General features: G+C 70.9%; 11 protein-coding genes. 6 read left to right on the forward strand and 5 right to left on the reverse strand.

Annotation, left to right across the window (positions count from 1 at the left end; translation table 11 throughout):
* Positions 1-17 precede the first annotated feature (17 nt).
* Positions 18-521, forward strand: coding sequence for a Cys-tRNA(Pro) deacylase (gene ybaK / locus ACIHCM_RS00555; protein WP_399887267.1), 504 nt, complete (start codon positions 18-20; stop codon positions 519-521).
* 87 nt (positions 522-608) lie between these two features.
* Here the strand turns inward: ybaK and ACIHCM_RS00560 are convergent, their stop codons facing one another.
* The 4 genes from ACIHCM_RS00560 to ACIHCM_RS00575 all read right to left on the reverse strand — a co-directional run bounded on the left by ACIHCM_RS00560 (position 609) and on the right by ACIHCM_RS00575 (position 4,634).
* Complete coding sequence (locus ACIHCM_RS00560; RefSeq protein WP_399887269.1) at positions 609-1,301, reverse strand: AAA family ATPase; 693 nt, start codon at positions 1,299-1,301, stop codon at positions 609-611.
* 34 nt (positions 1,302-1,335) lie between these two features.
* Positions 1,336-2,157, reverse strand: a complete 822-nt coding sequence (locus tag ACIHCM_RS00565) for an ABC transporter permease (protein WP_399887271.1) — start codon at positions 2,155-2,157, stop codon at positions 1,336-1,338.
* 97 nt (positions 2,158-2,254) lie between these two features.
* Positions 2,255-3,229 carry an ABC transporter ATP-binding protein gene (locus tag ACIHCM_RS00570; RefSeq protein WP_399888658.1) on the reverse strand — a complete coding sequence of 325 codons (975 nt, stop codon included), beginning with the start codon at positions 3,227-3,229 and terminating at the stop codon, positions 2,255-2,257.
* A 187-nt stretch (positions 3,230-3,416) separates the two neighbouring features.
* Positions 3,417-4,634, reverse strand: a complete 1,218-nt coding sequence (locus tag ACIHCM_RS00575; RefSeq protein ID WP_399887273.1) for an NYN domain-containing protein — start codon at positions 4,632-4,634, stop codon at positions 3,417-3,419.
* 235 nt (positions 4,635-4,869) lie between these two features.
* Here ACIHCM_RS00575 and ACIHCM_RS00580 point away from each other — a divergent pair, with 235 nt between their 5' ends.
* A complete protein-coding gene (locus ACIHCM_RS00580; protein ID WP_393107938.1) occupies positions 4,870-5,034 on the forward strand; it encodes a hypothetical protein in 165 nt (54 codons plus the stop codon).
* Positions 5,035-5,126: 92 nt separating this feature from the next.
* Here the strand turns inward: ACIHCM_RS00580 and dnaE are convergent, their stop codons facing one another.
* Positions 5,127-8,666: a DNA polymerase III subunit alpha gene (dnaE, locus tag ACIHCM_RS00585; protein ID WP_399887276.1), complete on the reverse strand. Its 3,540-nt coding sequence runs from the start codon at positions 8,664-8,666 to the stop codon at positions 5,127-5,129.
* Positions 8,667-8,878: 212 nt separating this feature from the next.
* Here dnaE and ACIHCM_RS00590 point away from each other — a divergent pair, with 212 nt between their 5' ends.
* The 4 genes from ACIHCM_RS00590 (at position 8,879) to ACIHCM_RS00605 (ending at position 13,675) form a co-directional block, all read left to right on the forward strand.
* Positions 8,879-10,231 carry a DUF2252 domain-containing protein gene (locus ACIHCM_RS00590; protein ID WP_399887278.1) on the forward strand — a complete coding sequence of 451 codons (1,353 nt, stop codon included), beginning with the start codon at positions 8,879-8,881 and terminating at the stop codon, positions 10,229-10,231.
* Between the two features lie 101 nt (positions 10,232-10,332).
* Positions 10,333-11,028, forward strand: coding sequence for a hypothetical protein (locus tag ACIHCM_RS00595; protein WP_399887280.1), 696 nt, complete (start codon positions 10,333-10,335; stop codon positions 11,026-11,028).
* A 105-nt stretch (positions 11,029-11,133) separates the two neighbouring features.
* Positions 11,134-11,934, forward strand: a complete 801-nt coding sequence (locus tag ACIHCM_RS00600; RefSeq protein WP_399887282.1) for a DsbA family protein — start codon at positions 11,134-11,136, stop codon at positions 11,932-11,934.
* A gap of 136 nt (positions 11,935-12,070) precedes the next feature.
* A complete protein-coding gene (locus ACIHCM_RS00605; RefSeq protein ID WP_399887284.1) occupies positions 12,071-13,675 on the forward strand; it encodes an alkaline phosphatase D family protein in 1,605 nt (534 codons plus the stop codon).
* Positions 13,676-13,691 lie beyond the last annotated feature (16 nt).

Raw genomic sequence — 13,691 nt, forward strand, 5'->3', positions numbered from 1 at the left:
CCTGGGGAACAGCCCGGATGGCGAAGAAGCCCAAGAAGAACCAGCAGTCCGGCGGCACGCCCGCGACGGTGGCGCTGACGGCGGCGGGCGTGGACTTCACGATCCACTCCTACGACCACGACCCGGCCCACCCCTCCTACGGGGAGGAGGCGGCGCAGGCGATGGGCGTCTCACCGGACCGCGTCTTCAAGACGCTCGTGGCGGACGTCGACGGCACCCTGACGGTGGCGGTGGTCCCGGTGGCGGGCACGCTGGACCTGAAGGCGCTGGCGTCGGCGGTGGGCGGCAAGAAGGCGGCGATGGCGGACCCGGCCCTGGCCGAACGCACCACGGGCTACGTCAGGGGCGGCATCTCCCCTCTGGGCCAGCGCAAGAAACTTCCCACCGTCCTGGACGCCACGGCCGCCGGCCACGCCACCATCTGCGTCTCGGCGGGCCGGCGTGGCCTGGAGGTGGAGCTGTCCCCGCAGGATCTGGCCGAGCTCACCGCGGCGACCCTGGCCCCCGTGGGCCGCGCCTGACCCCGGCCGGCCTGACCTCGGCGGCCTGTTCTGCGGCGGCCTGTCCTGCGGCGGCCAAGGAGTCCCGGTCAGGAAGTCCCGCTGAAGCTAGCGGGCCTCCCCGTGCGGCCCGTACCCCACCGGCTCGGGATCCCTGGGCCCGAACAGCGCCGTCAGCCCCAGGTGCACCAGCAGCCCCGAGAACGACCAGGCCAGCAACACTCCCTTCGCACCCAGCTCCAGCGGCGCCGAGAACGTCACCCCCTTGCCCACGTCCTTCGCGCGTGCCAGGACATCCGGCGCGGGCCCGAGCCACACCCCCACCCGCCAGGCGAGAAGCGATCCGAGCAGCCCTCCGAGGCCGAGCGCGACCACGAGCGGCACACCCCCGCCCCGCCGCACCAGGAACACCAGGAAGGCGCTCACCACACCGAACGCCAGCGCGAGCAGAGTGAACGTTCCGTCGACGCCGATCGACTGCTCGCCCTCGGTGTCCTTGAGGTAGACGACCCACGTCCCGCTCACCACGTCACCGACCAGCGGCACCCGCGGCGCCAGCCAGTTCCACAGCACCCCGAGCAGCACCCCGCACAGCGTCAGGGCCACCGTGACGACGCCGGCCTCCCGCACCTCGGTCTTCATCCCGGGACCGTCCTCGTTCGTGCTCCCCGGAGCGCCTCCGTGCCCGCTGCCGTGAGCGACGGTGTGCTCATGCGCGCCCGCCATGTGCCCGGCCGGGGGCCACGCACGGTGCGAGGACTGTTCATGCGGCGGCGGAGGTGGCGTCAACGGTGCTGTCACCCTGACATCGTGCCAGGCCCGTCCGTGGCGCGCGTCACCGGACGGCGGCCCGGCGGTACGCCCAGGTGGCGACCGCCAGCGAGATCACCCCGACCCCGGCGCAGACGGCGAGGTCCGCGGCCACCCGGGCCCAGTCGGGATGCGCCGCGAAGGTCCGCGCGTAGGCCTCCACCCCGTACGTCGACGGCAGCAGATCCCGGGCGAACCGCACGATCTGAGGCATCCGGTCCGGCGGCAGCACGCCCAGCAGCAGCGCCGCCGACATCCCGAGCTGCCCCAGCAGCGTGGCCAGCTCCGGCCGCGGCGCGAGCAGCCCGAGGGCGGCCCCGAGGCCGGCCAGCGCGGCCCCGGCCAGCGGGATCACCACCAGCAGCACCCACAGGTTCGTCAGCGGCAGGCCGAACAGCACACACCCGAAGACGGCGGTCACCAGCGTCCCCGGCACGGTGAAGGACGCGTACGCCCCCGCGGCTCCCAGCACCACCGCGGCGGGCGGGACCGGCAGGGTGGCGTAGTGGTCGAGCCCGCCGGTGGCCCTCAGCTGGCCGAAGTACTGCGCGAGCAGGTTCAGCGCGACGAACGCCACGACCACGATCGAGGACCCGGCGACCACGAACTGCGCCTCGCCTCCGCCGTCCACCACGCCCCGCATCATGATCATGATGCCGACGGACTGGAAGGTCGCCACGAACAGCAGCGGAATCCGCGCCACCCGCGCCCGGGACAGCTGCGCCCGGTACACGGCCGCGAGCGAGGGCCACAGCCGCGCGGGCGGCGCGAGCTCGGCCGCGTCCCGGGCCGCTCCGTCGGCGGCCAGGACACTGCCCGGCAGCACTTCTGCGGGTACGACACTCACGTGGCGCTGCTCCCCTTCCCCGGTGTCACTCCGGCGTTTCCCCCGTTCCGTACGGATGTGGCGGCCCGGCCACTCACGTTCATGCGGCGACTTCGGCTCATGCCTTGACCAGCCCCTGCCGCGCCGCCCCGCCGAGCGCCATGTACACGTCCTCCAGGCTCGGCGTGGTCAGGGTGAAGTCGTCCAGCGCGGCGAAGGCGGCCCCGCCGGTGACCGTCGAGACGACCGCCCGGGCCTCCTCCGGTGCCAGCCGCAGCGTCCAGCGCCGCCCGGACTCCACGACCCGGTCCCGCAGCGCCGCCACCTCGGGCACATCCAGCGGTGCCCGTTCCCGCCACACCAGGTCGACGCGCACCTCCCCGGCGACCCGCTCCTTCAGCCCCGAGGGCGTGTCGCAGGCGATCACGCGTCCCCGCTCCAGCACGGCCACCCGGTCGAGCACGGTCTCGGCCTCGATGACGTTGTGGGTGACCAGCACGACGGTCGTGCCGCGCTCGGCCCGGCGCCGGTCCACGGCCGACCACACGGCCCGCCGCGCCACGGGGTCCATGGCGGCGGTCGGCTCGTCCAGCACCAGCAGCGGCCGCTCCCCGACCAGCGCCGCGGCGACACAGGCCAGCCGCCGCTGTCCACCGGAAAGCTTCTTCAGCGGCCGCCCGGCGATCCCGGAGAGCCCCAGCTCCTCCAGTACGGCGTCCCGCTCGTCCCGCGCCTGCCGGGCTTCCAGTCCGCGCAGCCGCCCGGTCGTCTCGGCGGCGAGCGCCACGGTCAGTTCGTCGAGGGCGGTGGACTCCTGCCCGAGATAGGCGAGGATCCGCGAGGCCCGATCCGGGTGGCGCACGATGTCGTGCCCGAGGATCTCGACGCTGCCCTTGTCGGGCCGCATCAGCCCGGTCAGCTGACGCACGAGGGTGGACTTGCCGGCGCCGTTCGGCCCGAGCAGCCCGAAGATCTCACCCCGGCGCACCTCCAGCCGTACGTCGTCGGTGGCCCGGACCTCGGGAGTCCCGGGTGCCCCGCGCCTGCCCCGTACCGCCGGATAGGTCTTGGTCAGCCCGCGCACCGCACACACGACCCCGCCACTGTCCCGGAAGGCCCCTGCCGCGCGCGTACTCACAAGGGACGAGCCTACGGGGTCCGCACCCCCGGCACGCTCCCGGGTCGGCCTACACCACGAAAACCGCCTCCGCGCATGAATCCACCGCAACGGCACGCGACCGCGGGGGCGCCGGGCGCTGCGGGTCCCCCGCGCGCACCGCTCACTGCTCGGCGGCAGGAGCGGGTTCCGCCGCCGTCCGGACGTCGATCTCCCGCCAGAACCCGGCCCGGATCGCGTACCGGTCGTGCTCGTCGATCTGGTCGTCCTTGTGCGCGAGCAGCCCGAAGCGGGCGGCGTAGCGCAGCAGCTCCCCGTCGATCCGGTGCGGGACACGCGGGTACATCCCGGACAGCTTCTGGAGCTGGTTCTGGTCACCGAGCCGGGACATCCACCGGCGTGCGAACACCTGTCCGACCTCGTACGGGTCCCCGCCGACGGTCGTGATGTCCTCCTCCCGGTCCGCCCAGCGCTGCTCGGCGGTGGTGAGCTGCGCCAGCGTCGGCATCGAGGCGACCTCGGGCGGCTCCGCGGCGACGCCGGGGCGGTCCACCCAGCCCTTGTCCGAGGACCAGCGCAGCGTCGCGGTGGCGGGTTGCGGGGGCTGCGGGCCGTGCGCGCGGAGCGCGGCGAGGTCCTTGGGCGTGGGGACGCCCTTGGGCGCCGGGACCCGCTCATCGGCGCCGTTGCGCGCGGCGGCCGGCGCGGTGCGCGGCGGCTCCTCGACGGGCCGCTCGGAGGCCGGGGCGAGCGTGGAGTCGGGCAGCGGCGCGGACAGGATCGCGGCGATCTCGGGACGGGGCGCGGGCGGCGGCGCGCAGATGCCGCCCAGTTCCTTGGGGCGCACCGCCTTGGTGATCCACGTCCGGTCCAGCACCCGCCGCTCGTCGGCCTCGGCCACCAGGTCCTCGGACTGGTTGTAGTCGCCGTCGGCGGCCTGCACGGCCCACAGGTGCACGGCGACCCCGTGCTCCTTGGCGGCCATCATGCCGGGCAGCAGGTCGCCGTCGCCGGTCACCAGGACGATGTCGGAACAGGCGCGGTTGCGGGCCAGCTCGGTGAGCTCGGCGTGCATCGCGGCGTCGACGCCCTTCTGGTTCCAGCGCCCGTCACTGCGGGTGAGGGCACCCAGGCGGACCGTGACCCGGGGCATCACGCGCAATCTGCGGTGCTCGGGTTGCGGGACGCGGTCGGGGGCGCCGTCGAACCAGTAGATGCGCAGCAGCGGCCGTTCCGTGTCGGACTCGGCGCGTTCGCGCAGCCCCTGGATCAGGGCGGCGTGATCGACGGTGATACGGGACCGTGAGGGCTCCCCGGCGAGGAGGCTCGCGGCGGCCCCCAGCAGATACCCGGCGTCCACCAGGACGACGCAGCGGTCCACGCGACTCACCCTCTTCCCGGGAGGTTTGCTTCGGGCTTCCTTCGAGTCTGCCCGACCACGCGGGGGTTAACGGCCCGAACTCGATCTTCGGCGTGGCGTTTCGGGGATTCGCGCTCCCCTCTCGCGCCGACAACCCCTGTCACACACGGTAATTGTCCGACATGCGATCGTTATCGGCATATGTGAATCTGGTCCCGGCCCTGGCCCCTAGATCCCCCTCAGGAGGCAGATCACCATGGCCAAGAACAAGAACCGTGACCGTAAGCAGCAGCAGACCAGCCGTGCCCCGCGTCAGCAGGAGCAGTCGTCGGCGGAGCCGATGTCGGAGCAGCAGGCCGCGCAGCCTTCGCCGATAGACACGGCCCGCAAGGGCCGGCAGAAGCGCTTCGGCCACAACTGACATCCGCACAGCGGGTCGTGGTCGAACCAGGCACATGACGAGGGGCGCGTCCATCGGCGGACGCGCCCCTCGCTCACATCGGGAAGCCGGTCTCAGCCCGCCAGGCAGGACGGGCCGAGCAGCACCTTCAGATCGCCGAACAACGCCGGGTCGGGCTTCACCCGGTGCCGGTCCAGTCGCAGGACGGTCGTCTTCGTCGGCCCCTGGAGCTTGATCCGCACCTCGCTGTCGCCCTTGTGGTGGGTGAGGATCTCACCGAGCCGGCTGATCATGGGCGGAGTGACCTTCACCGCGGGGATGGTGAGCACCACGGGCGCGTTGGTGCCCGCGTGGGACAGGTCGGGGACCATCAGCTCCATCGCGACCAGCCGCGGCACGTCCTCACGCTTGTCCAGGCGGCCCTTGACGAACACCACGGCGTCCTCGACCAGTTGGGTCGACACCAGCTGGTACGTCGCCGGGAAGAACATGCACTCGATGGAACCGGCGAGGTCCTCGACGGTGGCGATGGCCCAGGCGTTGCCCTGCTTGGTCATCTTGCGCTGGAGGCCCGAGATGATGCCGCCGATGGTGACGACCGCGCCGTCGCCGAAGTCACCGCCGGTGAGCTGCGCGATGCCCGCGTCGGCCTTGTCCGAGAGCACGTGCTCGAGGCCGAAGAGCGGGTGGTCGGAGACGTACAGACCGAGCATCTCGCGCTCCTGGGCGAGCAGATAGGTCTTGTCCCACTCCTCCGGCGCGAACTCCACGTCCAGACCGAAGCCCGGCTCGCTGCTCGCCTCGTCGCCCATGCCGCCGAAGAGGTCGAACTGCCCCTCCGCCTCCTTCCGCTTGACTGCGACCACGTTGTCGATCATCGGTTCGTACTGCGCCGTCAGGCCCTTGCGGGTGTGGCCCATGGTGTCGAACGCGCCCGCCTTGATCAGCGACTCCGTGGTCCGCTTGTTGCACACGACCGCGTCGACCTTGTCGAGGTAGTCGGGGAAGGAGGCGTACTTCCCCTTCGTCTTACGGCACTTGATGATCGACTCGACCACGTTGGTACCGACGTTGCGGACGGCGGACAGGCCGAAGAGGATCACGTCGTCGCCCTGGGCGGCGAAGTTCGACTCGGACTCGTTGACGTTCGGCGGGAGTACCCGGATGCCCATGCGGCGGCACTCGTTGAGATAGACGGCCGACTTGTCCTTGTCGTCCTTGACCGAGGTGAGCAGCGCGGCCATGTACTCGGCGGGGTGGTTCGCCTTGAGGTACGCGGTCCAGTAGGAGACCAGTCCGTACGCCGCCGAGTGCGCCTTGTTGAAGGCGTAGCCGGCGAACGGGACCAGCACGTCCCACAGGGCCTGGATCGCCTCGTCGCTGTATCCGTTCTTGCGGGCACCACCCTGGAAGATGACGAAGTTCTTCTCCAGCTCCTCGGGCTTCTTCTTGCCCATCACCCGGCGGAGGATGTCGGCCTCGCCGAGCGAGTAGCCCGCGATGATCTGGGCGGCCTTCTGCACCTGCTCCTGATAGACGATCAGGCCGTAGGTGACGTCCAGGACCTCCCTGAGGGGCTCTTCGAGCTCCTTGTGGATCGGCGTGATCTCCTGCTGGCCGTTCTTGCGCAGCGCGTAGTTCGTGTGGGAGTTCATGCCCATCGGGCCCGGGCGGTACAGGGCCGAGACGGCGGAGATGTCCTCGAAGTTGTCCGGCTTCATCAGCCGCAGCAGCGAGCGCATCGGGCCGCCGTCGAACTGGAAGACACCGAGGGTGTCGCCGCGCTGCAGCAGCTCGAACGTCGTGGGGTCGTCCAGCGGCAGCGACAGCAGGTCGATGTCGATGCCCTTGTTGGACTTCACCATCTTGACGGCGTCGTCCATGATCGTGAGGTTGCGCAGGCCCAGGAAGTCCATCTTCAGCAGGCCGAGCGACTCGCAGCTCGGGTAGTCCCACTGCGTGATGGTCACGCCGTCGGTGTGCCGCACCCAGACCGGGACGTGGTCGGTGATGGTCTCGCTCGACATGATCACGCCGGCCGCGTGCACACCCATCTGCCGGACCAGGCCCTCGACGCCCTTGGCGGTGTCGATCACCTTCTTGACGTCGGGCTCGTTCTCGTACATCGCCCGGATCTCGCCCGCCTCCGAGTAGCGGGGGTGCTGCGGGTCGGTGATGCCGGAGAGCGGGATGCCCTTGCCGAGAACGTCCGGCGGCATGGCCTTGGTGAGCCGGTCGCCCATCGCGTACGGGTAGCCCAGGACGCGCGCGGAGTCCTTGATGGCGTTCTTCGCCTTGATGGTGCCGTACGTGCCGATCATGGCGACCTTGTCGGCGCCGTACTTCTCCGTCACGTATCTGATCACCTCGACGCGCCTGCGCTCGTCGAAGTCGATGTCGACATCGGGCATCGAGACGCGCTCGGGGTTGAGGAACCGCTCGAAGATCAGGCCGTGCGGGATCGGGTCGAGGTCGGTGATGCCCATGGCGTAGGCGACGATCGAGCCGGCCGCGGAGCCACGGCCGGGTCCGACCGCGATGCCGTTCTTCTTGGCCCACATGATGAAGTCGGCGACCACCAGGAAGTAGCCGGGGAAGCCCATCGAGATGATGACGTCCATCTCGTAGTCGGCCTGCCTCTGGCGGTCCTCGGGGATGCCGCCGGGGAAGCGGCGCTCCATGCCCCGGCGCACCTCCTCCTTGAACCAGGTGACCTCGGTGTAGCCCTCGGGGATGTCGAACTTGGGCATCAGGTCGCGCTTCTCGAACATGCCCGTGGTGTCGACCATCTCGGCCACCAGGAGCGTGTTGGCACAGCCCTCCTGCCAGGCGTCCGAGGAGTCGATGGCGTACATCTCGTCCGTGGACTTCAGGTAGTAGCCGGTGCCGTCGAACTTGAAGCGGTCGGGGTCGGAGAGGTTCTTGCCGGTCTGGATGCACAGCAGCGCGTCGTGGGCGCCGGCCTCGTGCGCGTACGTGTAGTGCGAGTCGTTGGTGACCAGCGGCGGGATGCCGAGCTTCCGGCCGATCTCGAGCAGTCCGTCCCGGACCCGGTGCTCGATCTCGATGCCGTGGTCCATCAGCTCCAGGAAGTACCGGTCCTTGCCGAAGATGTCCTGGTACTCGGCGGCCGCCTTCAGGGCCTCGTCGAACTGGCCGAGGCGCAGCCGGGTCTGCAGCTCGCCGGACGGGCAGCCGGTGGAGGCGACGATCCCCTCCGACCACTGGGAGATGGTCTCCTTGTCCATCCGGGGCCACTTCTGCAGCCAGCCCTCGGCGTAGGCGTCGGAGGAGAGCCGGAAGAGGTTGTGCAGACCGGTGCTGTTCACCGCCCACATCGTCTTGTGGGTGTAACCGCCCGAACCGGAGACGTCGTCCCGCTTCTGGTGCGGCTGGCCCCACTGGATCTTGCGCTTGTTGCGCCGGGACTCGGGGGCGACGTACGCCTCGATACCGATGATCGGCGTGACGCCCGCCTTCTTCGCGCTGTGGAAGAAGTCGTACGCCCCGTGCAGGTTGCCGTGGTCGGACATGGCGATGTGCGTCATGCCCATCTCGTTGCAGGCGTTGAACATGTCCTTGAGCCGCGCGGCACCGTCCAGCAGCGAGTACTGGGTGTGGACGTGCAGGTGCGTGAACGGCGGCTTCGACACGGTTTCGGCCTCCAAGGAAAACGTACGTCGACGGGGGTCCGACGGGCTGCGGACAGTCTGGGGACAGCGTCGAAGTCTATGCCCCGGCTCTGACAACCGACGGGCACTCCCGCGTACCTTCGTCCGTTGGAAGGTGACGGACGCCCGGTGCCACGGGCACGCACCATCCGTCCCACAGGTCACGCACGACCCGCACCAGGAGGCACCCAGCGATGTCGTTCCCGCAGCTCGACGACGAGCACCGCGGTGAGGAGATCCTCGCCGTCTTCGGCACCGCCTTCGGCGAGCTGCTCGCCGCCGACCCGGCCGCGTTCCGCGTGAAGTTCCGGAAGATGGCGGCCTCGGCGTTCGCCTTCTACCGGGGCACGGCGTGCCTCTTCTACCACGACCTCGACGCCGAGAGCGCCGGGCGGGGCGACGGCGGAATATACAGCGGGCCGTTCCTGGACGAGCGCACCTCGCGCGTGTGGATCCACGGCGACCTGCACGCGGAGAACTTCGGCACGTACATGGACTCGAACGGCCGGCTGATCTTCAACGTCAACGACTTCGACGAGGCGTACGTCGGGCCCTTCACCTGGGACCTGAAGCGCTTCGCCGCCTCCATCGCCCTCATCGGCTACGCGAAGGCGCTCAGCGACGAGCAGATCACCGAGCTGGTGACGATCTACGCGTCCGCCTACCGCGAGCGCGTGCGCGCGCTGGCCACCGGCGCCAAGAGCGACGAGGTGCCGCCGTTCACCCTGGACACCGCCGAGGGCCCGCTGCTGGACGCGCTGCGTGTCGCCCGCTCGCTGACCCGGTTCGGGCTGCTGGACTCGATGACCGAGATCCGCGACTTCGAACGCCGGTTCGCCCCGGGCGGCGGCTCCATCGAGCTGGACGCGGCCACCCGCTACAAGGTGCTGGCCGCCTTCGACGGCTATCTGGAGACACTCCCGGAGTCCTCCCTGTCCCGCCCGGACTCCTACCGGGTGAAGGACGTCGTCGGCCGCCGCGGCATCGGCATCGGCTCGGCCGGCCTGCCCTCGTACAACATCCTGCTGGAGGGCAACAGCGACGCCCTGGAGAACGACGTGGTGATCTACGTCAAGCAGGCTCAGACCCCGGCCGTATCCCGGCACATCACGGACCCGGCGATCCGCGAGTACTTCCAGCACGAGGGCCACCGCACGGTGATCTCCCAGCGCGCCCTCCAGGCGCACGCCGACCCGTGGCTCGGCTGGACCGAGCTGGACGGCGCGGGCCAGCTGGTCGCCGAGGTGTCGCCGTACGCCGTCGACCTGGACTGGGGCGACATCGACGACCCGGAGGAGATCGCCGCGGTCGTCGCCGACCTGGGCCGGGCCACGGCCAGCATGCACTCGGCGGCCGACGACGACTCCGGCCACTCCGACCTGGTGCCGTTCTCCACGGAGCGGGCCATCGACGCGGCCCTCGCGGGCGACGAGGGCGGCCTCGCGCCGCTCCTGGCCGACTTCGCGCACACCTACGGCGCACGCGCGCGCGCCGACCACCAGATCTTCGTCGACCTCTTCCGCAACGGCCGGATCCCCGGCCTCTGACCGCACACCGGCCACACCGACCACACCGACCGACCACACCAGGACTTCACAGGGACCCTTTAGGAGTCCCTTACCGGAGTCCGTGACACACTCTCCCCGCTATGGACATATCCGGGACACACCTCAGAGCCGTACGCGCGGCGCTGTTCACGGCGATCGTCGTGACGCTCAGCGCCGCGTCGCACGTGCTGCTGTCCCGGGCCCCCCTGCCACTGGGCACGGTGGCGGCGATCGCCGCCACCGTGTTCGTCCTCGCGTACTCCCTGGCCGGCCGGGAGCGCGGCTTCGGCCGGATCGCCGCGCTGCTGATCCCGCTGGAGCTGGCCGCCGACACGGTGTTCACCGCGGGCCAGCACGCCTGTTACGGACGGGCGGGCGGCCCGGTCGCGGGCCCGCTGCGCTCGGTCGGCCTCGACCTGCTGTGCGGCGGCGGGGAGGTGGGCTCACCACTTGCCCGGATGGCCGGCACCAGCGGCACCGAGCGGGTCGCCTCCGTCCTGGCGCACGCGCACCCGGAGACCGCCTGGCTGCTGCTCGGCGCCCACGTGGGCGTCGGCCTGCTGGCGGCGGCCTGGCTGCGCCGCGGCGAGCGGGCCCTGGCCCAGCTGCTGAGCGCGATGGCCGCGACCACGTTCCGGCCGCTGCTGCTGGCGGCCGCCGCCCGCACGGTACGGCCCGCGGCACCGGCACCCCGGTTCCCCCGCCCCACGCGCCGTTCGGCCCCCGCGCGCGACCTGCTCCTCACCCACTCCCTGGGACGGCGTGGCCCGCCGTGCTCCCTCGCCCTGGCCGCCTGAGCGGTCCGGCGCCGATCGCCGCCTCCGGGCGGCGCCCCGAGCACGATCCACACCCCTCACACGTATCCCGCGTACGACATGTGCGCGTCCCACACGGAGATCACCATGAGCAAGCGGAACAGCCAGGCGGCGAAGACGGCGGCCCGGGAGCGGCTGCGGGCCGAGCGCGAGCGCGAGGCCCAGCGCGCCAAGGTCAGGCGGCAGATCATCGTCGCCTGCTCGGTCGTCGGCGTCCTCGCCGTGGCCGGCGGCATCGGTTACGCCGTCGTCCAGACCAGCCAGCCGGGCAAGTGGGAGGCCGCCGCCGACGCCAAGGTCGTGGCCCCGGCCAACACCTCCGGCAAGAACGGCACCACGGTCCTCGTCGGCGACTCCAAGTCCGACAACGTGGTCCACCTCTACGAGGACCCCCGCTGCCCGGCCTGCGCCTCCTTCGAGCAGACCGTCGGCGAGACCGTCAACAAGGGCATGGAGGACGGCGACTACAAGCTCTCCCTCACCCTCGGCACCTTCCTCGACGGCAACCTCGGCGGCGAGGGCTCCAAGAACGCCCTCAGCGCGCTCGGTGCCGCGCTGAACGTCAGCCCCGAGGCGTTCCTGGACTACAAGGCCGCGCTGTACTCGGCGGAGTACCACCCCGAGGAGACCGGCGACGAGTTCGCGAAGGACGACTACCTGATCAAGGTGGCGGACACGGTGGACGCGCTGAAGAACAACAAGAAGTTCCAGGACGCCGTGGAGAAGGGCACCTACGACGCCTGGGCGATGAAGATGAGCGACTCCTTCGACAACACGAAGGACGTCAAGTCGACGCCGACCATCAAGATCAACGACAAGGTGATCAAGAACCCGGGCTCCGTCGCCGAGTGGGAGAAGGCACTCAAGGACGCGGGCGTCACCAAGTAGCACCCGGTAACACCCCGTCAGGCGGTAACGCCGTACGGAAGCACGAAGAACGAGCGGGCGAACTCTTGCGGGTTCGCCCGCTCTTCGCACACCCGTGCCTTACCGAAAGCGCTACCGATCAGTAATCTGATCGCCCGTGACCAGTCGACACAGACCCACCACGGGCCTCAACTCCCCCGCTCCGCGCCGCCGTACGGTCGTCAAGGCGGCCGCCGCCGGAGCCGTTCTCGCCGCCCCGCTCGCCGGCGCCCTGCCGGCCCTCGCGGCCGCCGCAACCCCCGCCTTCCTGCACGGCGTCGCCTCCGGCGACCCGCTCCCGGACGGCATCCTGCTGTGGACCCGGGTGACGCCCACCGCCGAGGCGACACCCGGCTCCGGACTCGGTCCGGACACCCCGGTCAGCTGGACCGTGGCCACGGACAAGGCGTTCACGAACATCGTCGCCAAGGGCACCACCACCGCGACCGCAGCCTCCGACCACACGGTCAAGGCCGACATCCGCGGTCTCGCACCCGCCACCGACTACTGGTTCCGCTTCTCGGCCGGCGGCACCGACTCCCCCGCCGGGCGCGCCCGCACCGCCCCCGCCACCGACGCGGCGGTCGCGAACCTCCGCTTCGGCGTGGTCTCCTGCGCCAACTGGGAGGCCGGCTACTTCGCCGCCTACCGCCACCTCGCCGTCCGCGGCGACCTGGACGCCTGGCTGCACCTCGGCGACTACATCTACGAGTACCCGGCGGGCGAGTACGGCACCCGGGGCACCTCCGTGCGCTCGCACGCCCCCGCGCACGAGATCACCACCCTCGCCGACTACCGCATACGCCACGGCCGCTACAAGACGGACCCTGACCTCCAGGCGCTGCACGCGGCAGCCCCGGTGGTGGCCATCTGGGACGACCACGAGATCGCCAACGACGCCTGGTCCGGCGGCGCCGAGAACCACACCGAGGGCGCCGAGGGCACCTGGTCGGCCCGCCAGGCCGCCGCCAAGCAGGCGTACTTCGAGTGGATGCCGGTCCGCCCGGCCATCGCCGGCACCACCTACCGCCGGCTGCGCTTCGGCAAGCTCGCCGATCTCTCCCTGCTCGATCTGCGCTCCTTCCGCTCCCAGCAGGTCGCCCTCGGCAACGGCGACGTCGACGACCCGGACCGCACGCTCACCGGGCGCGCCCGCAACTCGGTCATGATCTCGCCGTTCGCCATCGGGTCGCTCTCCGCCGAGCTGCTCAAGCCGCTGGCCAAGCTGCTGGGCCTGCCGCAGGAGGGCCTGGCCGTCAACACCGACCAGTGGGACGGCTACACCGACGACCGCCGCGAGGTCCTCGCCCACCTGCGCGCGAACGCCATCCGCAACACGGTCTTCCTCACCGGCGACATCCACATGGCGTGGGCCAACGACGTGCCGGTGAACGCCGGCACGTACCCGCTCTCGGCGTCCGCCGCCACGGAGTTCGTCGTCACCTCGGTCACGTCCGACAACCTCGACGACCTGGTGAAGGTCCCGGAGGGCACCGTCTCCGCCCTCGCCTCCCCGCTCATCCGCGCCGCCAACCGGCACGTCCACTGGGTCGACACCGACCGCCACGGCTACGGCGTCCTGGACATCACCGCCGAACGCGCGCAGATGGACTACTACGTCCTCGCCGACCGCACCAGGGCCGACTCGAAGGCCTCGTGGAGCCGCTCGTACCGGACGCGCAGCGGCACGCAGAAGGTGGAGCGCACGTACGACCCGGTGTAAGCCGCCGGCAGCCGCG

Origin of the sequence: Streptomyces sp. NPDC052023 (assembly GCF_044548465.1) — a bacterium.
Classification (GTDB): Bacteria; Actinomycetota; Actinomycetes; order Streptomycetales; family Streptomycetaceae; genus Streptomyces.